Origin of the sequence: Bacillus cereus group sp. Bce019, assembly GCF_051781745.1 — a bacterium.
Taxonomy (GTDB): Bacteria; Bacillota; Bacilli; order Bacillales; family Bacillaceae_G; genus Bacillus_A; species Bacillus_A cereus.
Map to the genome: position 1 here is coordinate 57389 of NZ_JBPWJX010000003.1, position 20601 is coordinate 77989.

The window sequence follows — 20601 nt, forward strand, 5'->3', positions numbered from 1 at the left end:
GTTTAAGATAAAGTTGAGCTTCAAAGTAGATGTAACTTATAGGAGGAAATCATGTTTAAAATAGGGGATTTTTCAAAACTATCTTCCATTAGTATACGAATGTTGAGACACTACGATAAAGTGGAATTACTACAACCAGTAAAAGTCGATGAGCAGAGTGGATATCGATTTTATTCAGCAGACCAATTAAAAAAAGTAAATCAAATTCAAATGTTAAAAGCTATGGGGTTTAATATTGCTACCATCAAAGAAATAATAGAATGCGATAATATAGATACCATAAAAGAGCAATTTTTAAATCGTAGTGCTCAAATTAAAGAAGACATGAATAACCTCCAAAAACAATTACGTCTCCTCGAAGACTCAATGAAAACGATGAGAGAGGATGTTGTTGAGATGAATTATCATGTTTCAATAAAAGAAATTCCAGAAAGAACTGTAGCTAGTGTTAGAAAGATTATTCCATCGTATAATTGCGAAGGTAATTTATGGAGTGTATTAATGCAAGAAATTCAAATGAAAAATATTAGTATTGCCCAACCGAGTTATAGTATTGCGGTTTTCCATGATCGTGAATACAAAGAAAATGATGTAGATATAGAAATACAGCTAAGTATTCTAGGTAAGCACGAAAATACAAAAGACGTTACATTTAAAAATATGGAATCGACTAATGTAGCTTCTATAACAGTTAATGGAAGTTATGAACAGATGATAGCTGTAAATGAGGCTGCGGCAAAATGGATTGAGACAGAAGGTTACAAATTAGCAGGCCCGATGTTTAATATTTATCATGTGAGCCCAGCGATGGAAGCGGATCCTAATAAGTGGGTTACAGAAGTTTGTTATCCAATAAACAAATAAGTAATAAAAAAGGCATGTTTTATGCCTTTTTTATTTTATTAATATCTCAAAATATATAATTTTTCCTCTTTACAGTTTTCGTATCGGACTACATAAGGCAATAAATACTTCAATTATTTTAGTAAAAGCAGCTAAAGCAAATATAAATACAGGATTGTAGGCTGAAATAATTCCACCTACTAATGCCCCCAATGGCATAGATAATCGTGTAAGTACACGAGAAAAACCTAAAACACGTCCTTGCAAATTGGATGGAACAGTTTCCTGCCGAATTGATGTAACAATCGTATTCCATGTGATGTTACATGTCATCGCGATTCCGAAAGCAATTCCGGGAGCGAGCCAATATGTACTCCACAAAGCAAATGTTAATCCAAGCGCTCCCAAAAATAGGAGTAAAGGAATAAGTACACCACGTCGGAATTTCTTTTCTAAAGGAACGGCAATTAAGCTTCCTAAAAGCCCACCTATTCCTATTAAAGTATAATTATAGCCACTTTGTGTGGAGGTAAGATTTAATGTCGACAATAAATAATACATAAGTATACCTAAAACAGCACTTGCTCCAAAGTTACCTACCATTGCTTGAAGTGACAAAGCTATATTTAACCGATCATTTTTCAGCCATTTAAATCCATCAAACAAATCATTTAGTACATTTTGCAATGTTTTTTTATCAGTATTCTTTTTATTTAAGTTTTTCATAGAAGGTAATATAATCACAGCAATTAATGTAGCAATAAATGAAAGAACATTAATCCAAAGTACTTGAAAGCCGCCAATAAAAGATATGAAAAGCCCAGCTATGATTGGACCAAACAAACTAGCCAATTGATTAACCATTTGATATAAAGAATTAGCCTTCGTTAATGATGCACCTGCGATGTGTGGAATGACTGTAACTGTTGTTACATCAAAAAGCATGGACATAACTGCTAACATAAAAGTAATTATGCATAAATGCCAGATTTCTAATAGATGTAATGAATGTAGTATTGGAACAAGACTTACTAAAATAATATTGCTAATATCCGCTACCAAAAGTAACCTTTTTCGATCATAACGATCAATTATTACACCAACTAAAGGACCAAATAAAACGATTGGCAATACGTTAACAGCAAATAAAGAACTCATAATTACAGCTGAACCAGTTAATTGATAGGCAATCCAAGGCAGTGCAAAAGTATATAATGAATCCCCGATTCGTGAAATGAGTAAACCAAAAATAAAAATCTTGTATTCTTTTGAAAAAGTTGTCTTGACAGTTAATCTTCGTTCTTGTACAAATTTCACAATTGTATGACCTCCCTTTTTTATAGAGGAATTTGAAAATAATCCGTCCAATATGTATTAAATATAGAATTCTGTAAGAAGTTGTTGAATCCTACTTTATAATATTGATTTTATATGAAATTGTAGGGAATAGAAATTAGGGCGGTTTTTATGCGAGGAGGCGGAATGATTCGAGAACAAAAGGGGTTGCTGGATAAAGAGTTAATCTTATGACCTTTTCCGCAATTATTGTTGTTAGCAGAACTTTTGAAAGAAGATCCTACATTAATATATCCCTTTTTTAGTTAATAATAGCCTCCTTAATACTAGTTAATACAAGGAGGCATTAAATTTTTAATAATTAATGGTATGTGTATCCTCCATCAGGAAACAATACATTACCCGTAGTAAAACTATTTTGCATTAAATATAGGACAGTATGTGCAATTTCATCATTATATCCAGCTCGTTGTACAAGTGAAAGAGATTTATAAGCTTTGTAAGCAACTAGTCTATTTTCGTTTTGTTCATTTTCTCTTTGTATTGTTCCAGGAGAAACCACATTAACTCTAATAGGAGCTAATTCCACAGCTAAAGCCTTCCCTAAACTTTCAATAGCACCATTGCAAGCTCCATAGGCAGGTGCGCCTTTAAGTGGTCTTTGACTAAATGCACCAGACATTAACACAATCGATCCAGAGTTTGAAAGAAAAGGAATTGCATATTTTACGGCATAATATTGAGGCCAAAACTTTCCGATGAAGCTACTTTCAGCAATTTCCTCTGTAGAGGTAATCGGTCCAAGTGTGTAAGAGGCTCCCGGTGTGAATAAATGATCAAAGTTCCCAACTATCTTGAAAAAATTTTGTAATTGCTCTTTATTTTGATTATCCAATATATAAGTTTGAAGATGATTGTTATTTATTACTTCTCGAGCAACTTTTAATTTTTCTTCCGAGCGTCCGGCAATAATAACATGTGCGCCTTGTTTAATTGCTTGTGTTGCTGTTGCTAATCCAATACCAGAACTCCCGCCAATGATAACAATACGGCTATTTTTTAATGTAGTAATAGACATATTTTAGCCACTCCTTTAATAAAAAATTTAGAATATAACTAACTGTGCTATGCTTTTATTATTCGCTAAAAGGGAGCAAGTGAAAAGTACGCACTTTATATGTACATAGTCGCAAATTTCGTACTAATCGCTATACATGCGGATAAGTAATAGGAAAAATTTCTAAATATGGTTTATCCGGCATTAACGGGCAGTAAAACTCTCACCTCAAAGTTAGGAAAATGCAAGGAAGTTAGGTAAGAGATCAATAGCCCGTAAAAGCCCGATTGGTTCAACTAATAATCAGTGTGGGATGAACAAAACCCCCACTGATTAAAGTTTCATTTTATGATATCTGAGGAGAGGTGAGAAAAATGGATTTACAAGAACCGAAGTTAAAAGGGGTAATAGCAACATTACAAATAATCGGTGGGAAATGGAAGCCACTCATTTTGTTTATTTTGCTAACAGATGGAATGAAACGTTTTGGTGAATTAAAGCGATTGATACCAGATATATCTCAAGGGACGTTAGCGAAGCAATTACGTGAATTAGAGCAAGATCAACTAATAAAACGCGAAATTTATCAAGAAATACCACCTAAAGTAGAATATAGCTTAACTGAACATGGAAAAACAGTCAGTACTGTTTTGGATAGTATGTGTAGTTGGGGAAGAGGGCATTTAGAATATATAGATAAAGATAAACCATAAAAATGTTATGTAAACTTATTGTGGTGTGAAGGGAAATATTGTTTTAATAATTTGTATTTTATAATATATAATTAAGGAGTGTCGTAGGTTATTATACATATTTAATTTATTTTTACAAAGGGGAAGTAATAAGATGAACGAATTAGAGTATAAAAGCTTCTATGATAAAGTAGGAAGATTAAATGGATGGGATTTTAGCAAAATAAAATGTGAAACTGTAGGAGATACATGGGACTTTTATAGTGAGGTAAAAGAAAGGTGTAAACCATCACATATTTTACTTGATGTTGGTACAGGTGGAGGAGAAAATGTACTTAACATAGCATCATCAGTTAAATTGTTGATTGGAATTGATAATTCTAACGGCATGATTGCAACGGCACATTCTAACTTGAAAAAATCAGGTGTACAAAATGTTGAGTTTCTTCAAATGGGTTCTGAAGCTTTAACATTTCCACATGCACATTTTGATATTGCTTCAAGTTGTCATGCCCCGTTTCTGGCATCTGAGTTAGCGAAAGTAATGAAAAAGGGTGCCTTTTTCTTAACACAACAAGTAAGTGAGAATGATAAATTAAACCTGAAAGAAGCATTTGGTAGAGGACAATGCTTAGGTGAACGGGATGGTACTTTAAAAGAAAATTATATGAATGAACTTATTAGTGCAGGATTTGATCTCGTGCAAGTACGTGAATATGATGTTACTGATTATTACAGTAGGTCTGAAGATCTCATTTTCTTATTAAAACATACCCCTATTATTCCTAGATTCGGAGAACAGGAAGAGGATTTTACTATTTTACAAAAGTTCATTGATACGTATAGTTCTGAAAAAGGGATTCGTACGAATTCAAAAAGATTTATGATTATTGCTGTTAAATTATAATGTATTTTAGTGTAAAAGCTGCTTTTCATTTAAAGAAAAGCAGCTTTTTGTGTGGAAAAGAATACAGGAAATACTTGAAAATAATAGAAATAAATAAAGTGTAAATTAAAAAATCAAAATATAGAGGATAAATGTTTTGAAACGTTACTATATTAGCAATGAAAAAATAAATGTACATATTACTGAATGGGGGAATAATGAGAAGCCCGTTATCTTTTGTTTACATGGATTAGGTAGTACGAGTTTAAGTTTTATAGAAATTGCTGAGGAATTAAAAGAAGAGTATAGATTTATCTCCGTTGATGCACCTGGACATGGTAAAACACCCCCATTTGAAAGAACAGAAGATTATGAGATGCACAATTTAGCAAATTGGTTAAATGAAATAATAAATGAATTGAGAATCGAATACTTCTATTTTCTATCACATTCATGGGGAAGTTTTGTAGCGTTATTTTATTTGTTAAATCATCCAGAAAAAGTACAAGGAAGTATTCTTATTGATGGTGGATATCAAACAAAAAGGCTTAAAGAAGAAACGTTGGAAGAAGAAATTGCTTATTATGAAAAGGACTTTGATGAATACGTTTTTAATAATTGGGACGAATTTTTCAAAAGTGAAAAAGCAGCTTATACTAGGTGGTCTTCATTGTTAGAAGTTGCTGTAAAGGATCTAGGGATCGAAATGGATAATAAAGTATGGTGGCATGCCAGGGGAAATACAGCTAGTAATATAATAAGAGGTATGCATAAAGATGAAACAATAGATATATATGAGAAGCTACCGGCTAATATTGTATTACTTCGAGCTACAGTCCCACAAGTTTGGGCGGATTATAGAGATAAGACAGCAAATGTTTTTAAAGAGAAAACGGACAGTATAGTAAAAGTAATTCCTGATACTACACACATGTTGCACTGGGATAAACCAGAAATTGTTATAGCGGAAATAAAAAATAATTGGAGCTAACATATTCATACTAAAGTTGTAGTTTCTATATGAAAAATCCATCCTTCCGTTTGATTTTATCTATTTATAAGTGTAATACAATACGAATAGATAATAAGAAATGAGGGGGAATGTAAAGTGATTACACATATATCAGATATAAAACTACAAACGGTTTCCATAGAAGGGGTAAAACAAGTTTATAAGGACATATTATCTTTTCCAATAAAAAAAGAAACAGCATCCTTCATTCAATTTGAAGTAACACCTTATACAACAATTAGTTTTCAAGAAGTGTATGAACCAATCGCACCTGCGCATTTTGCTTTTGAAATCCCATATTCAAAATTCCATGAAACAGCAAAATGGTTAAAGGACTCTGGATTACTCATTGTAAAATGGCAAAATGGAAATGTAATTGGTGAAGAGAATGGTCTATTCAATTTATACTTTAAAGACGGAGATGGAAATCTACTCGAAATTATTGCGCATAGTTATGTTAAAGAGGATGTATTAGTACCACACTCACCTTTAAACATTTTATACGTAAGGGAAATTGGTCTTCCTGTTAAAAGTGTACCTGTTTTTACGGAATGGTTAAAATCAAATCTAAATATGAAAACGATGGAAGATGGGGATATTTTTAACTTTGTAGTTGGTGGCACTGCATATATCGTCGCGACTTGGTGGCAGCGACCTTGGATTCCAATCGCGATGAAAGCTCTATCACCGAAAGTATACGTTTCTTTCGGAACACCGGATCCAGCATTTTTACGGCGCATCCAAAATAACTTTAAGAAAAATAATATTCCCTTTGAATGTAAACATAATGAAGTATCATTTATTGAGCAGGGATATACATTTTCTATTGTGTATACACCAGAGTTTCATTCCGGTATTCCTAGTAAAATAAACTTACCGCTTTCTATATAGTTATAGAAAGCGGTAAGTTTATTTTGTTTTAAGGAAAATTAAAATCTAGTTATTATGTTGATTTAACATTTGAGCTATTCCTTGACCAAATGACCAATTCTCCATAGGTGTCTCGTGTAGTGTAATGAAAACATCAGCAGTAGAGATTTGTAAAATATTAGCCGTACTAGTGGCTATAGCTTTATATAAATCTTTTTTTTGATTAATTGTTCTTCCAGGTCCACATGTAATAGAAATATAAATCATATTATTGGATCGTTTTAACGAACCTTTTAAAAGATAAGATGAATTATAAAAAAATTGATGAGAAGGATAAGGTAAAAACATTTGAAAATAATCATTTTCAGGAATATTGAAATGTTCAATTAACGAATGGTGAATTTGATTGCTTACATCTTTTAATAACTTATTATCGGATAATTTTTCAGGATGATAAACAGTGACAAATGGCATAGTAGATGACTCCTTTCCTTTTTATTTCATTTTACTTCTAATATTTCCATTTGTATAATTGAAAATATATTAACTGATTATCAATAAAATCGATGAAGTTGGTGTATGAAATGGAAATAAAAGAGTTACTTACATTTAAAAAAATTATTGAAGAAGGTACGTTTTCACAAGCTGCTAAAAAATTAAACTATGCACAATCAACAGTAACAACACATATAAAAAAGCTGGAAAATGAAATTGGTTTTCTGTTATTTGAAAGAGGATGGGATGCAAGATTAACAGAAGAAGGAAAACTTTTTGCAGAGGAAGTAGAAAACTTATTAACACATTGGGAATATTCTATAACTCAAGCACAACGTATTAGTAATGAAGAGAAAGGAAGTTTGAGAATAGGCCTATTAGAATCCGTTGCTAAAAGGTTAATACCGATAATATTAAAGTTTTTAAATGCTGAAAAACCATATATACATTGTGATTTTGTAGTGGGAAATACAGCACTTTTATCAGAAATGATAGAACATAATAAGATTGATTTTGCGGTGTGTGGAAATAATGAAAATAAATCAAAGGTAAAATTCATCCCAATATGTGATGAACAGATTGAATTTATAGTGAATAATCCCAAGCATCCTTTGTTACAAAAAGAATCCATTGAAGCATTTGATATTATAGATTATCCAGTTATTGTAGGAGAAAGTAATTGTTATTCCTATCAATCTGTAAGTTCTTTCTTGGCGGAAAACAATTTATCTTTTAAAAGAATTTACAATTGTAGTGCTTTAAACCTCATTCCAGAAATGCTTTTTGAAAATGCGATAGGAATTATCCCGAAAGGTACAATTTTGAATGAAGAAATACTATCTTTTAAGATTAAGGACTTTAATTCTAAAATCCTGATTGGTATATTAATTTCTACTAAAAATAACAATTATTTAAGTCAAACGAAACAAAACATTATAAACATCATTAAAGAAGTGTTATAAACGCAGGGGAAATAATGAAAAAGCTATATTCAAAAATCCCCTTTAATTTGATAAATAATAGAAACTTATCTATCATCTCTTTTGGTAGTTCAATTTCTTCTGGGCAGCCTTCAAATAGTGCTTTTGTAATAGAATACTCATAGTCAATGATATTCCCATTTCCAGCAAATGAATATTCTATCGCACTATAAATAGGAACGGCTAAATCGAATATGTAAAAATGTTTTTGGAATGAATCCAAGAGAATACCAACTTAACAAAATGCCTATTCAATCATTTGTTAAACTAAATTTAAATAAAGAAGGGGCGTTTAATATGAATATTTCTAGAAAAATAGAGGTTGAGCAGTTACGAAATAGGAAGTGTGAGCTATTTGATAAAGAGGTACTTAACATATTAAATGGTCAAGTTATGTATGAAGAATTTAAAAACGAAAAGCTAATGGGTGATTCTGATTATGCCCCATTTAATGAGGCAATGTGTGTGAACTCGGCTACTACTCAAGTTTTTAATGAAGAGTTTATTAAAACAAGAGCGAAAGGACATAACAGTTCAGTAGAAAGTTATATAAAAAAGGTTATAGATCCGTTAGAAAACCTTTTTACGAAAAAGTATAAATGTATTGTTCTATGGTTTGGTGAAGATATGTTTTGCCAAATGAACCTACTTACCATACTTTCTCACCTTGAACAGTCTGCTTATGAAGGGAAGGTATACTTAAATAGCTTTAGAGAGGATGAATTTAAAGTAAATCAAATTGAACTTGAATTGGGGAATTATTCTTCTATATACAATGAAGTATTAGTAAACCATAAAAAGACCTCCCATAAGGTACCACCTGTAATGTATCAGGCTATAGACTTATTTTTAGAAATGTTAACAGAAGATAATGCAGTAATGAAATTCATTTCTAAAAATAAAGATTTATCAACTCAAGAATTATTAACGAAGTTGTTTCATCTTTTTCCTACAATCGGATATGGAGATTCTCAGTACATAGAACTGATTAATAAAATAAAGAAGAAAACTACACCAAAAATATAGGTGCAGCTTTCTTCTTATAATTGCTCAAGTAATTCTAATTCTTTTTCTACAAATAGCATTAATTCTTTAATTGTTTCACCAGAAAAATCAAAACGAATACCGGCTGCATCATACACTTCTTTTATAGATTGCGAGCTTCCTAGTGATAATGCCTTTTTATAATTTTCTAGTGCTTGCTTAGGTTCCTCTTTATATTGTTTATACATTTGTAAAGCGCCAAGTTGGGCGATCGCATATTCAATATAATAAAATGGTACTTCAAAAATATGGAGTACAGGTAACCAACTCGTTGCTATCCAGTTTTCGTAGCCATCAATATGTATGACGCTAGACTGATAATGTTTTTGAAGTTGTAAGTATTTTTCAGTTCTTTCTTCAGAAGTATGACTTGGATTTTCATACAGCCAGTGTTGAAATTGATCGACAATAAGCATAACAGGTAAATATGAAATAACATCTTTAAAGAAGTTAATTTTTGCTTGTTTTAAATCTTTTTTGTCTGTATAGAAGGTATCCCAATAATTAAGCGAGAATAATTCCATTGTCATACTGGCTAGTTCAGCTGTTTCAGCTGGAATTTCTATATACTGTCGTAATTTTAATGGTTTTATGAGGTCGTTATGAATGCTATGCCCCATTTCGTGTATAAAAGTTATAATATCATCTTGTGTATAATTTAAGTTCATAAAAATATAAGATAATTGTGAAGTGGGTAAGTACTCACAAAAGCCACCAGCTGCTTTTCCTTTGCGGCTTGTTAAATCAAGACAATTGTGTTTATACATTCGGTTTAAAAGTGCTGAAAATTCAATATCTAGTTTATTAAAGATATGAGTGCTCTTTTCAATTAAATCATTTTCATTTGCAATTGGTTTAAGTACTTTTTGATCTGGAGTTACAGCTGATACATCCCACGGGCGAAGCGTATCCACTTGCAGTTTCTCTTTTTTCTCTAGTAATATTTTATCTTTAAGAGGCACAACATACTTACGTATGGATTCAGCTAGTTCATAGCAATCTATCGCTGAATAATCAAAACGCTCGTATTTTTTGAACATATAATCGCGATAATTCTCTAGTTGAATATTTTTTGCTTTTTGATGGCGAATTTCAATTAATTGATTTAATATGTTTTGGAGTTCTTTTTCAACAGATAAAAACTGTTCAGAAATAATGGTTTTTGCCTTTTTACGGATGTCACGATTCGAATCTTGTAAATAGGATTGTAATTCTGTTATCGTTTTTTCTTCTCCGTCCCAAATAGCACTTAATCCTCCAGTGATTTCAAAGTACTCTGTGACTAATTTGTCTTCCTTTATTTCTAATTCGATATTGTCCTCACAAAATAACTTTTGAGCATTTTTTATTTTTGCATCTAATAAACCATATAGATTAGAATCTAATTCCATTCGAAAAGGTGACTCTAAATATTTATTATCCAATAAATTTTGGTACCGCTTTAAAAGTGGCTTTACAAATTGTTGATCATGTTCAAAAGTATCTTTTATTTCTTCATCATCCGTATTACATTGAAAGGCGATATAATGTGATCTTAATTGTTCTTCGATTTCCCAAATCACTTTTGACTGCTCTTTTAACCAATTTTCAAGGTCTAGTTTTGAAGAAATCATTTTGTTTAATAAAGACGAAAGAGTTTTTTCTAATTGTAGTACATTACTAATATCAATCGTATTTACACGTTGCATTATATATCCCTCACTTTTTATGTATTCATGGAGATATTCTATTTATTAATTGTAATTCCCTTTTTAAGAGGAGAAAATATGAAATAATGTTAAATTATAGAAGGTATTTATATGTGAAAGTAAAAGTTTATCGTAAATGAAAATTTACGGAGGGAAGTGCAATGAAAAGAGGAAAGAAGTTGATTGTATTTTTATTTTCAATTGCTTTATTGTGTGCTTGTGAGCCTGAAATGGAAGAATCTAAAAGTGAAGATTCTATAGTTATGGGTATTGCTACAGCGACAGTCAAGCAGGAATCTTTTTTTAGTGCTGCTATATGGGATGAAAAAGCAAGAATAGTAGATTTAGAGATTGCTGATAGCGAAAATGCTAACGAAATAAAAAAAGAAATTAATAAAAGATTGCAAATTCAAGGCATTATGTCCTATAAAGTAAATATATCTCAAAGAAACAAGGAGATTGTAAATGCAGAACAAAGATGGCAGTTAGTTTTTGGACAGATATTTGATGACGTATTGAGAAAGAATGGATATGAATGGTTTGGTATTCAGCAAATAAATTATAAAAAGAATCAACCTGTTACCATTGATATAAAAACTAAGATTAGCGATGATGAAGTAGGGGCGAGAGAACTTGGACAGAAAATAGAAAAAGAAGTTGAAGGGGTACTTAAAACAGAAGCAGTAAAGAAATGGATTGAAAATGATTCATATGCTATTGGGATTTACGATATAGATGATCGGAAAATTAACTAATTGAGGAATGAATGCTATATAAATGAAAAATCGATATAATTAAATATAGAATTACTGAAGGAGGTGTAAGATGTATAAGTATTTACATATTTTAAACGACATAGAAAATATGATTCAAAATGGAGAAATAAGAGAAGGAAAGAAATTACCGTCTATACGGTCACTCGTTACGCAATATGAATGTAATAAGGCAACAGTTATACGTGCTCTTCATGAATTAGAAAAGCGTCACATTATATATTCTGTCCCTCAAAGTGGATACTACGTTGTTAAAAAATCAGAGAGTACTATAGAAAATAACGAGATAATTGATTTTGCCTCCTCAGCACCAGATCCAGATGTTTTTCCGTATTTAGATTTTCAACATTGTATTAATAAGGCTATTGATACGTATAAAAATGATTTGTTTGTATATGGAACGCCGAAAGGCTTACCATCTTTAATACCAGTTATTCAAAAACAACTAGCAAATTATCAAGTCTTTACAAAAGAAGAAAATATTTTTATAACATCCGGTGTTCAGCAGGCACTTGCTATATTAACTTCTATACCATTTCCGAATGGAAATGAAACTGTATTAATTGAACAACCAACATATCATCTATATATTGATTATCTAGAAATAAATAAAGTTCCTGTAATCGGTATTAAACGTACGAATGAAGGTATCGATTTGAATGAATTGGAGCAAATATTTCAAACCGGAAAAATAAAATTCTTCTATACGATACCGAGATATCATCATCCGCTTGGAACGTCTTATTCTAAAGATGAGAAAGAAAAAATCACACTATTGGCTAAGAAATACAATGTATTTATAGTGGAAGATGATTATTTAGCAGATTTAGAAACTGATTCAAAAGCAGATCCGTTATATAGCTTGGATAATTGTAGTCATGTCATATATTTGAAAAGTTATTCGAAGATTATTTTTCCAGGTTTACGGGTTGGAGTTGCGGTCATCCCACCATCCATTGCAAATGCTTTCTATACATACAAAAAAATACTAGATATTGATAGTCCGATGATTTCTCAAGCGGCTTTAGAAATTTATATAAAGAGTGGTATGTTTGAACGTCATAAAAACAAAATTAAATCTTCCTATAATGATAGATCTAAAAAACTAGCAGAAGTATTAGAAAGAATGTATAGTGAAAACCCGCATTTATTCACACATAAAAAGCAAAATACAATTGGAATCCATACTTGTTTAGAAGTACATAAAACAAGTATTTCGGACATGTTGATACAAAGACTAAGTGAAATGCAAATCAGTATTGATACGATTGATAAGAATTATGTGAGAGGTTTTCCGAAACAAAGACTATTAAAGTTGAACGTATCGAATGTAAAGGAAGATAGGATTGAAGAAGGAATTCGTAAAGTAATGGAGGAAATCAAACAAGCTGAACGTCTAAATTTTCAATTTAAAAAAGAATAATGCAAATAAGGAGGGTTGTTGTGAGTCGAAAAATAGTAGCTTTTTTTGTAATGCAATAATAATTGGAGAATGGTAGTTGTTAAATATTATATGGAAGACTTACCTTGGGTTTTAAGTATCTATTCATTAGATTTAAAAAGTGATTCATTAAAATTTGTAAGTAAAGAGTCTATTTCCTTTGAAGAAGGTAAAAAAACAGATAATTATTGGTAATTTTATGATGTATTTAATATTAATTTATTGAATTTTCGATTAATTAAATGACTTCATGGTTAGTAATCATATTAGAGCTTTGAGATGTATTTCTTATCTAGATTAAGATTTAATTTTGTTTCCTATAAACAAAATTAAATCTTTTTTATGACAAATTTTTAATAGGAGTTTCAAAAGATATTTATAGACTCTTCTTGAAAATTGTGAAATATTTTACTTTTTTTGGAAGGGATAAATTATATAATAACTGAAGAACAGCTTACAATAGGACGAGGACAAAATTTGCTGAGGTGGCTAAAAACTTAGGGATTGCTACAAGTACTGAGCGTAAATATTGCAATACCTTGAAGAAAGGTGAGTATCCTTTTGAATCCGATAGCAATAACTTTTGAATTTTTTTATAACAACTATACAATGAGGACAATATAATTTAGAGTTAATACAAAGGAAAGGTTGGAGTAACATAGAAAGCTTTTATGAAAGAACTTCAAGGGATAAACAAATGATTACGGTGAATAAGAAAAAGAAAGGGATCGATTGTGAAAATGAAAATTTAGAGGTTATTGGTCGATTGAATGTTAGGTTAAATAGAATAGGATATATATGTGTTAGAAATTAATAATTTCAATTAGTTAATAATATTAATAACTTCTTATAAAAATACTTATTTTTGAAGTGTATCAAAAATTTTTTATATTAAATTTAGGTGATTTGTCTAGACATAGAAAAAGCCTACCGAATATATAGGTAAATATAACATGTAAATTTAAATAAAGAGAGGTTGGGTGGCTATGTATTATCAAAATACTTCTGAATATGGTTATGTAGAGGATTTTCGTCAACAACAATTTCAAAATTTAGTGGGTCAATTATTTACTATTCCACAACCTGTTACATTACCTAATGGGCAAACTCTTCAGGCTGGTACACGTGTTTTTATTCATAGAGTTACTTTTACTCAAACCGGTCAAGAAATGGTTACAATAGTGTTTCCTTCTGGAATTGGTGGTAATGCAGTAGTTGGGGTTACGCAAGTTTCAGGTTCTCAACTTTCAGGTGCACCTGTTCAGTTTTTGCTCCCACAAGGCCAAGGCCAAGGTTTTCAAGGACAGTGGCAAAGAGGATATAGTTATTAAAAAAGTTAAAAAGTGTTTAAGGGTAGTTGGGAATGTGGTGAGTAGTTCAATTTCATACAAAATAGTAAAAACCAAACTAATATTGTAGTTAAATATTGGTTTGGTTTTTTATAAATTTATATCGAGAGATGTAATCTAATGTACTTATCTATATTGCTTTATATAAATAAATTTTCCAAGCGGATGTCTTTGATATAAATATTTTCTCGATGGATAAATTGTTTTTCACTGCATTTTCAATAGGGACAGCAGAAAATATGTAACGACAACCCATTTTTTTTGAAATGATCTATATTTAGCTCTACATTTTTTAAACGTTTTTTCGAATTTTTCTTAAACATATAGTGTTTTCCAAGTTCATCGGTGAAAATATAACAACGGACACCCCATTCGTCAAAATACGTACAAATCGTTTTATTTTTCGGAATTCATATTTGTAAGATAGAGGATAAAAATTGTTGTATGTGTCAAGTGTATAGAACCCATTGTACTGAGCGATAGCTGGATGTAAACCAATATTAGCGATACGGTACTGTTCCACAGATAAACCTATATACTCTTTTATCTCCTTAAATTGTTTTTCTGCAAAAAATTCCTTTACTGAAGGTTTATTTTGATAAACAATTTCTTCATTTGAATAATAAACAAAATGACCAGATACTTATCGCATAGGCCACGTATGTTTCGACACTAATATGATAACAGAGCGCGGAGTAACATGTACGGGGATTTTTTTAATAGGTACAATGGCTTGTGTAAACAGAGAATGGTTTTTGCTCTTTCATTATGTACAAATAGTATATTATCTTTCTCAATGTACATATTAAGTAAAGTGTTTAATATCATACATAAAAGGGGGGATAACATGGATGAAAATAAGAAAAATGAAGAATTGATTAAATTTAAGAAACAATGGTTTAATGAAGATAATCAACCAGTAGCTGGTATAGAGTTAACTTTACCGCCGGATATAGGCAGCATGTTAGACTCCAAATCAGTTGATGATGAAAGTGGAAAAAGTAATAATGAATAAGTTTAATCTATACGCATCCATTCGGGTGCTTTTTATTTTTTTGAAAATAGAAGATAGATCATCAAATCCTTATTGAAAAAAGATTGAGCTAAATAGATCTATTTTTAGTATATGTAAGTTTTGATTTTCATAAAAAAGTTTAATTAAAATTCATTTAGAATGATAAAGGGTTAATAAAAAGAGCGGCTTTTACACCAATCTTTATATTAGATATATGCTTATTATTATGCTATATTCAATGGAGCCAAGATGAATAAGGTAAGTGGTATGAATAGAAGAAAAAACTATATAGCAACAACACCATATAACAACACAAAAAACTTGCCTTTAATTTAATACTAAAATGGATTGAAAATAAGGAGATAGAAACATAATGGAATTTTGGGAATCAAGTTTTATCGAAAAACAAACGATGTGGGGATTTGAACCTACAGAATCTGCAATTTTGACAAAAGATTTTTTTCTTGAAAAGAACGTTAAGAATATATTAGTTCCGGGTATTGGATATGGAAGAAATGCAAAGGTTTTTATCGATAATGGTATAAATGTAACAGGTATTGAAATTTCGAAAACAGCAATCGATTTAGCAAGAGAAAACGGACTAGAAGATGTTAGTATGTATCACGGTTCAGTAAACGAAATGCCTTTTGATAATAAACTGTATGATGGGATATTTAGTCATGCACTTCTTCATTTGTTGAATGAACAGGAAAGAGAGAAATTTATTGAAGATTGTTATAATCAGTTAAAACCAGGCGGATATATGGTTTTTACAACTGTTTCTCAAAAAGCTCCCATGTACGGAAAAGGAAAACAGTTGGATAAAGATTATTATGAGATAATGGAAGGTGTAAAAATGTTCTTTTATGATTCTGAATCTATAAAAAAAGATTTTAATCAATATAGATTAGTACAAGTTTCGGAAATTGATGAACCAAATAAGAACATGGCAAATAAACCTTCAATCAATTTCTTAATGATAAAATGTAAGAAAGAACGATAACTAAAAGTTATTAAGAATGATTAAAGATGTTTATATATTGATTATGCACAAATAAAAAGGACAAGCATATAATATAAATACCTTTTAACTTTAAGTAACCTTAACTTTCGTTAATAGGGTATCTCAAAATCCCCAAAAGAGCACTTGCGGAAACAAGTGCTCTTTTATTTTTTGTTTCATAAATATTTATAGTTGCAAATTTCGTGCAATAAAAATAAATCTGAGAGAAATAATCATATCTTTATTATACGATTATTTCTGAACTACAAACGATATAGCATTTGTTTTTAATTGAATGTGTCTTTCATTTCGAACAATATCATAAGCTAATTCTTTTATTTCAACTTTTAGTTCTTTCCATTCTTTATAAATGCTTTTTAAAGTACTTATCATTTCTTCGGTTGAAAGATTAATTTCAATTAAAGCTTCTAATTCTTCATTCGTTATTGAATCAATTTCTTGTATGTTAGAGTTAATAATTAAACAATTAATACCGCCGTTTTTTGTACCTCTTTTCATAGAGTGGAGTACATTTTTAAAATCTTCTTCTGATCTGACATGTTCTAAACTTGATACTGCAACGATATAATCATAAGCGTTAGAGTCAATATGATAGTTTTCAATTGCTGCTTCTTCTGTTTTTATAACCTCGAATACATCATGTTCTTTGCTATAAATTTGTAGCTTTGTTAAAGCGGAATTAAGTAAATCAACACATGTAACGGTGCCGCTAGTATTTTTTATTTTTTTTGCAATTGGAATGCTATTTCTCCCAACGCCAGAGCCAAGGTCAAGTACTTGCAAGTTGTTTTGTCCGTCAAAGTGGTTCATCAAGTCCATAACCGTTTTAACTGGTTTGAAAAGCCAAGAGCCAGCTTCAAACAGTTTATATTGTTCATAGCAAAGGTCGTGATATTTCTTTTCTTCTTGTCTTATGTAATCGATACGGTTCACATTGTTTCAGCTCCAATATTTTTATTCCAAAATGAATAGGTGGGACAGCCTTTAACATTTGTTTGAATTCGAAAAATACCACCAGCATGTGGATACTCTTTTAATTCGTTATCACTCATTCTTGTTCTGGCTGTTGTAACATATAAATCTGTTAAATTAGGCCCACCAAATGTACATGATGTTACATATAACGCGGGAATTGGAATGCTTAATATTTGTTCTCCAGTAGAGGGATTCCATCTAGTTATTTTTGAACCTCCCCAATGTGAAATCCATAAACAACCTTCTTCGTCAATTGTCATACCATCAGGTAGACCATCATTTTCAGAGAAATTGATTACATCACTTGGATTATGAATGTCTCCAGTACGTATATTATATTGATAGCGAACCACTTTTTTAGTAGGTGTATCTATAAAGTAAAAGTATGTATGATCAGGTGACCAAGCAATTCCATTTGATGTATTTACATGTGAAACTTTTTTCTCTACACTTAAATTATGATGTAAACAATACAAGGAACCTGCAGCATTCATACCGTATGTATCTGTAGAACCTGCCCAGAAACGACCAGCTGGATCACATTTTCCATCATTGAAACGATTTTCTATTAAATGTGGTTCAGGGTCAAAAATATGTGTCAGTTTTTCTGTATTTACATTAATAGAATAAAAGCCGTTTTCCATAGCTAAGAGTAGTACATCCTCTAAATATGGAACAACACAGCCAATTTGTTGATTGAGAACAATTACTCGGTTCGTATTAGCGGTAGGATTATATATGCATAATTTTCTCTCCATAATATCAACCCAATATAAAAGTTGCTTTTTTCCATTCCAACATGGTCCTTCAGCTAAACTTGCTTTAGCATCTAAAACTAATTCTATATTACTGAACAAGATGTTCACCTCGCGTTATAAGATATTAATATAATTCGATAAGAATAGAGGTAAACCTTTTAGTCAAAGGATATTAAAATTTATACTGTAGAAAAATGACCTTCTCAAGTGATTAAAAAAGTGTATAAACAAGGAGAGGAAAATGCATATGATGTTTTATGAGATTGTTTGCTTTTCTTGTAAGAATATATTTCGTGTTTACGAAGGCAGTGAAAAATATAAGCGATTTAAAGAGAAACCAAAAGGGGCATATTGTTGTGATGAGTGTAGCCACAAAATTCAATTAGAAGCGATAAAGAATTTTTTTAGATAATTTCACGATTTCGATTCGGAAAAGTTTGACAATAAAAGTGTTATAAATTATCATATTAAAAAACTAATATTTAAGGCATAGAAGAGAAGAGTAGTTAAGAAAGAATACGTACAGAGAGCTCTGGTAGCTGAGAAAGAGCGGTATACATCTTAATGAAAAAAGACTTGGAGCTGCGCAAGGAACTAATTTATTTAGGGATGGTGCGACGGGTTCTCCCGTTATAGAGATAGGGTATAAGCATATTTTGCCGTACCTGAAGAGGTTAATATGGTGACATATTAACAAACTAAGGTGGTACCGCGAAGCTAACAACTCTCGTCCTCAAGATGAATAATCTTGGGGGGGGAGTTTTTTTGTTGCATAAAACTGGAAATGAGAAACAAAAAATAATTGAGGTGAGTAATATATGCATTGGGCGTATGAAGTAGCACATGAATTAATTAGGAAACATCCAAATAAAGAAATGTTTGTTTGTGCATCTGGAATTAGTCCGTCAGGTTCTGTTCATATTGGGAACTTTCGTGAAATCGTAACGACTTATTTCGTAGTAAGAGCACTTCAAGATTTAGGGAAAAAGACTCGTTTTATATTTTCGTGGGATGATTATGATAGGTTTAGAAAAGTTCCAAAAAATATTGATCCATCTTTTGCAAAGTATATTGGTATGCCATACTGTGATATTCCAGATCCGTATGGATGTCATAACTCGTATGCGGAGCATTTTGAAAAAGAGTTTGAAAAATCGCTTCAAGCATTTGGAATTGAAGTAGAATTTATTTATCAACATGATGAATATAGAAGCGGAAGGTATAACAAAAATATTTTAGAGGCTTTGTATAAACGAAAAGAAATATATGATATTTTAATGGATTTTAAAACTGGAGAGTGTAGTGAAGAAGAGCGAGAGAGGTTTTATCCAGCTACATTATATTGTGAGAGATGCGGAAAAGATACAACAACTATTACACATTTTGATGAAGTATTAAAAACAGTCCGATATGAATGTGAATGCGGAAATGAAAAAGAGTTATCCGTATTAAATACAAATAAAATGAAACTAAACTGGAAAATCGATTGGCCGATGAGATGGATGATAGAGGATGTTATTTTTGAACCGGGTGGAAGAGATCATTCATCAGAAACAGGTAGTTATAATGTATCAAAAGAAATTGCAAGGAAAATATTCAATCGAGAAGCGCCTCATTACGTTTCTTACGATTTTATTGGTATTAAAGGGAATCATGAAAAAATGTCTAGTTCTTCAGGGAATAGTATTACACCAAGCAATTTATTGAAAGTGTATATACCAGAAGTAATTCTCTTTATGTTTGCAAAATACAAACCAGGCGCTGCTTTTCATATTGGGTTGGATGAAGATGTGATTCGTAATTATACAGAGTATGAGCGATTGAAAGATAGTTATGAAAATAAAACGCTCAAAAATGAAGATTTATTTGATGCAATTAAAATCTCTAAAGTTGATAGTGAGATTAAAGAATATCCGAAATTTAATCAAGTAGCAGGAACGTTACCATTATTAAATTTTGATTCAACTATTTTACAGGGGATATTAAAGAAAATAGATAGGAGCTATGCATTAGATGAAATGAGAGCGATAAGCAATCGCGCAGAGTATTGGATAAGAAACTTTCAATCTGAAAAATTAATCGCGGTAAATGAGGAGAAAAATGCAGAGTTTTACTACACATTAGATGAAAGGCAGAAAGAATGGCTAGTAGAAGTTTGTAAAATACTTCGTTCTAATAAAGATTACTCTAACTTAATGGAGCAATTATATGCGATTTGTCATCATGAAAATAAAAAAATAATGAAAGAAAATCAAAAACAATTATTCACTATTATATATAAGCTCATTATGAATCAATCAAATGGTCCTCGTATACCATTATTAATACATGTAGTAGGCATAGAAAATTTTATCACACTATTAGATTTCTAAAACACAGTTAAAAGCAACGCAAGTACCAAAA

The 20601-nt window shown here is 30.9% G+C and carries 21 protein-coding genes, 2 pseudogenes and 1 other annotated feature; of the genes and pseudogenes, 15 read left to right on the forward strand and 8 right to left on the reverse strand.

The features are described from left to right. Positions 1-51 precede the first annotated feature (51 nt). On the forward strand, positions 52-864 hold the full coding sequence (locus ACS2QP_RS06460; RefSeq protein WP_438882244.1) for a MerR family transcriptional regulator: 813 nt from the start codon (positions 52-54) through the stop codon (positions 862-864). A 69-nt stretch (positions 865-933) separates the two neighbouring features. Here the strand turns inward: ACS2QP_RS06460 and ACS2QP_RS06465 are convergent, their stop codons facing one another. Then, positions 934-2160 carry an MFS transporter gene (locus tag ACS2QP_RS06465; protein ID WP_242259601.1) on the reverse strand — a complete coding sequence of 409 codons (1227 nt, stop codon included), beginning with the start codon at positions 2158-2160 and terminating at the stop codon, positions 934-936. A 340-nt stretch (positions 2161-2500) separates the two neighbouring features. Continuing rightward, positions 2501-3217, reverse strand: a complete 717-nt coding sequence (locus tag ACS2QP_RS06470; protein WP_242259602.1) for an SDR family oxidoreductase — start codon at positions 3215-3217, stop codon at positions 2501-2503. Between the two features lie 353 nt (positions 3218-3570). Between ACS2QP_RS06470 and ACS2QP_RS06475 the strand changes: the two genes are divergently transcribed. From ACS2QP_RS06475 to ACS2QP_RS06490, 4 genes are all read left to right on the forward strand, one after another. Beyond that, complete coding sequence (locus tag ACS2QP_RS06475; protein ID WP_000365520.1) at positions 3571-3909, forward strand: winged helix-turn-helix transcriptional regulator; 339 nt, start codon at positions 3571-3573, stop codon at positions 3907-3909. A 133-nt stretch (positions 3910-4042) separates the two neighbouring features. Then, a complete protein-coding gene (locus ACS2QP_RS06480) occupies positions 4043-4795 on the forward strand; it encodes a class I SAM-dependent methyltransferase (protein WP_136363418.1) in 753 nt (250 codons plus the stop codon). A 136-nt stretch (positions 4796-4931) separates the two neighbouring features. Further along, positions 4932-5765, forward strand: coding sequence for an alpha/beta fold hydrolase (locus ACS2QP_RS06485; RefSeq protein WP_000833454.1), 834 nt, complete (start codon positions 4932-4934; stop codon positions 5763-5765). A gap of 117 nt (positions 5766-5882) precedes the next feature. Next, entirely contained in the window at positions 5883-6677 is a 795-nt protein-coding gene (locus ACS2QP_RS06490) for a VOC family protein (protein WP_000627925.1), read from the forward strand. Between the two features lie 45 nt (positions 6678-6722). On the opposite strand, the gene ACS2QP_RS06495 is transcribed toward ACS2QP_RS06490, so the two are convergent. Beyond that, a complete protein-coding gene (locus tag ACS2QP_RS06495) occupies positions 6723-7130 on the reverse strand; it encodes a tautomerase family protein (RefSeq protein WP_242259603.1) in 408 nt (135 codons plus the stop codon). Positions 7131-7240: 110 nt separating this feature from the next. On the opposite strand from ACS2QP_RS06495, the gene ACS2QP_RS06500 reads away from it, so the two are divergent. Then, complete coding sequence (locus ACS2QP_RS06500; RefSeq protein WP_153581006.1) at positions 7241-8113, forward strand: LysR family transcriptional regulator; 873 nt, start codon at positions 7241-7243, stop codon at positions 8111-8113. A 22-nt stretch (positions 8114-8135) separates the two neighbouring features. Here the strand turns inward: ACS2QP_RS06500 and ACS2QP_RS06505 are convergent. Continuing rightward, positions 8136-8345, reverse strand: a pseudogene (locus ACS2QP_RS06505) (aminoglycoside phosphotransferase); the annotation flags it as partial. On the opposite strand from ACS2QP_RS06505, the gene ACS2QP_RS06510 reads away from it, so the two are divergent. Beyond that, on the forward strand, positions 8345-9157 hold the full coding sequence (locus tag ACS2QP_RS06510; RefSeq protein ID WP_228549819.1) for an AraC family transcriptional regulator: 813 nt from the start codon (positions 8345-8347) through the stop codon (positions 9155-9157). The pseudogene ACS2QP_RS06505 and the gene ACS2QP_RS06510 overlap by 1 nt on opposite strands. 14 nt (positions 9158-9171) lie before the next feature. Here the strand turns inward: ACS2QP_RS06510 and ACS2QP_RS06515 are convergent, their stop codons facing one another. Then, positions 9172-10863 carry a M3 family oligoendopeptidase gene (locus tag ACS2QP_RS06515; RefSeq protein ID WP_438882245.1) on the reverse strand — a complete coding sequence of 564 codons (1692 nt, stop codon included), beginning with the start codon at positions 10861-10863 and terminating at the stop codon, positions 9172-9174. A 161-nt stretch (positions 10864-11024) separates the two neighbouring features. Between ACS2QP_RS06515 and ACS2QP_RS06520 the strand changes: the two genes are divergently transcribed. From ACS2QP_RS06520 to ACS2QP_RS06535, 4 genes are all read left to right on the forward strand, one after another. Then, positions 11025-11618, forward strand: a complete 594-nt coding sequence (locus ACS2QP_RS06520; protein WP_149149627.1) for a DUF4030 domain-containing protein — start codon at positions 11025-11027, stop codon at positions 11616-11618. A gap of 70 nt (positions 11619-11688) precedes the next feature. Beyond that, positions 11689-13059, forward strand: coding sequence for a PLP-dependent aminotransferase family protein (locus ACS2QP_RS06525; RefSeq protein ID WP_153581004.1), 1371 nt, complete (start codon positions 11689-11691; stop codon positions 13057-13059). A gap of 69 nt (positions 13060-13128) precedes the next feature. After that, positions 13129-13272 (forward strand): hypothetical protein, encoded by a 144-nt coding sequence (locus tag ACS2QP_RS06530; protein WP_438882246.1) that lies wholly within the window; start codon positions 13129-13131, stop codon positions 13270-13272. Between the two features lie 791 nt (positions 13273-14063). Continuing rightward, entirely contained in the window at positions 14064-14408 is a 345-nt protein-coding gene (locus ACS2QP_RS06535) for a hypothetical protein (protein WP_002183603.1), read from the forward strand. Between the two features lie 148 nt (positions 14409-14556). Here the strand turns inward: ACS2QP_RS06535 and ACS2QP_RS06540 are convergent. Further along, a pseudogene (locus tag ACS2QP_RS06540) lies at positions 14557-15048 on the reverse strand (DUF6044 family protein); the annotation flags it as partial. Positions 15049-15273: 225 nt separating this feature from the next. On the opposite strand from ACS2QP_RS06540, the gene ACS2QP_RS06545 reads away from it, so the two are divergent. Together ACS2QP_RS06545 and ACS2QP_RS06550 are read left to right on the forward strand one after the other, a co-directional pair. Next, positions 15274-15441, forward strand: coding sequence for a hypothetical protein (locus ACS2QP_RS06545; protein WP_000344134.1), 168 nt, complete (start codon positions 15274-15276; stop codon positions 15439-15441). Between the two features lie 373 nt (positions 15442-15814). Further along, positions 15815-16444, forward strand: coding sequence for a class I SAM-dependent methyltransferase (locus ACS2QP_RS06550; protein ID WP_119683426.1), 630 nt, complete (start codon positions 15815-15817; stop codon positions 16442-16444). Positions 16445-16696: 252 nt separating this feature from the next. Here ACS2QP_RS06550 and ACS2QP_RS06555 read toward each other — a convergent pair whose 3' ends face one another. Together ACS2QP_RS06555 and ACS2QP_RS06560 are read right to left on the reverse strand one after the other, a co-directional pair. Continuing rightward, complete coding sequence (locus tag ACS2QP_RS06555; RefSeq protein WP_001079454.1) at positions 16697-17398, reverse strand: class I SAM-dependent methyltransferase; 702 nt, start codon at positions 17396-17398, stop codon at positions 16697-16699. Beyond that, on the reverse strand, positions 17395-18297 hold the full coding sequence (locus ACS2QP_RS06560; protein WP_438882247.1) for an SMP-30/gluconolactonase/LRE family protein: 903 nt from the start codon (positions 18295-18297) through the stop codon (positions 17395-17397). Before ACS2QP_RS06560 ends, ACS2QP_RS06555 begins: the two co-directional genes overlap by 4 nt. A gap of 142 nt (positions 18298-18439) precedes the next feature. Between ACS2QP_RS06560 and ACS2QP_RS06565 the strand changes: the two genes are divergently transcribed. Together ACS2QP_RS06565 and lysS are read left to right on the forward strand one after the other, a co-directional pair. Continuing rightward, positions 18440-18610: a DUF2197 domain-containing protein gene (locus tag ACS2QP_RS06565; RefSeq protein ID WP_000551042.1), complete on the forward strand. Its 171-nt coding sequence runs from the start codon at positions 18440-18442 to the stop codon at positions 18608-18610. A 69-nt stretch (positions 18611-18679) separates the two neighbouring features. Further along, positions 18680-18936: a binding site (T-box leader), on the forward strand. An 80-nt stretch (positions 18937-19016) separates the two neighbouring features. Beyond that, positions 19017-20570 (forward strand): lysine--tRNA ligase, encoded by a 1554-nt coding sequence (gene lysS / locus ACS2QP_RS06570; protein WP_326264849.1) that lies wholly within the window; start codon positions 19017-19019, stop codon positions 20568-20570. Positions 20571-20601 lie beyond the last annotated feature (31 nt).

Coding starts and splice junctions, on each gene's coding strand:
- ACS2QP_RS06460 (WP_438882244.1), top strand. CDS start 52: ATGTTTAAAATAGGGGATTTTTCAAAACTATCTTCCATTAGTATACGA.
- ACS2QP_RS06515 (WP_438882245.1), bottom strand. CDS start 10,863: ATGCAACGTGTAAATACGATTGATATTAGTAATGTACTACAATTAGAA.
- ACS2QP_RS06470 (WP_242259602.1), bottom strand. CDS start 3,217: ATGTCTATTACTACATTAAAAAATAGCCGTATTGTTATCATTGGCGGG.
- ACS2QP_RS06565 (WP_000551042.1), top strand. CDS start 18,440: ATGCATATGATGTTTTATGAGATTGTTTGCTTTTCTTGTAAGAATATA.
- ACS2QP_RS06525 (WP_153581004.1), top strand. CDS start 11,689: ATGTATAAGTATTTACATATTTTAAACGACATAGAAAATATGATTCAA.
- ACS2QP_RS06550 (WP_119683426.1), top strand. CDS start 15,815: ATGGAATTTTGGGAATCAAGTTTTATCGAAAAACAAACGATGTGGGGA.
- ACS2QP_RS06495 (WP_242259603.1), bottom strand. CDS start 7,130: ATGCCATTTGTCACTGTTTATCATCCTGAAAAATTATCCGATAATAAG.
- ACS2QP_RS06535 (WP_002183603.1), top strand. CDS start 14,064: ATGTATTATCAAAATACTTCTGAATATGGTTATGTAGAGGATTTTCGT.
- ACS2QP_RS06475 (WP_000365520.1), top strand. CDS start 3,571: ATGGATTTACAAGAACCGAAGTTAAAAGGGGTAATAGCAACATTACAA.
- ACS2QP_RS06480 (WP_136363418.1), top strand. CDS start 4,043: ATGAACGAATTAGAGTATAAAAGCTTCTATGATAAAGTAGGAAGATTA.
- ACS2QP_RS06530 (WP_438882246.1), top strand. CDS start 13,129: ATGGTAGTTGTTAAATATTATATGGAAGACTTACCTTGGGTTTTAAGT.
- ACS2QP_RS06510 (WP_228549819.1), top strand. CDS start 8,345: ATGAATCCAAGAGAATACCAACTTAACAAAATGCCTATTCAATCATTT.
- ACS2QP_RS06545 (WP_000344134.1), top strand. CDS start 15,274: ATGGATGAAAATAAGAAAAATGAAGAATTGATTAAATTTAAGAAACAA.
- lysS (WP_326264849.1), top strand. CDS start 19,017: ATGCATTGGGCGTATGAAGTAGCACATGAATTAATTAGGAAACATCCA.
- ACS2QP_RS06500 (WP_153581006.1), top strand. CDS start 7,241: ATGGAAATAAAAGAGTTACTTACATTTAAAAAAATTATTGAAGAAGGT.
- ACS2QP_RS06520 (WP_149149627.1), top strand. CDS start 11,025: ATGAAAAGAGGAAAGAAGTTGATTGTATTTTTATTTTCAATTGCTTTA.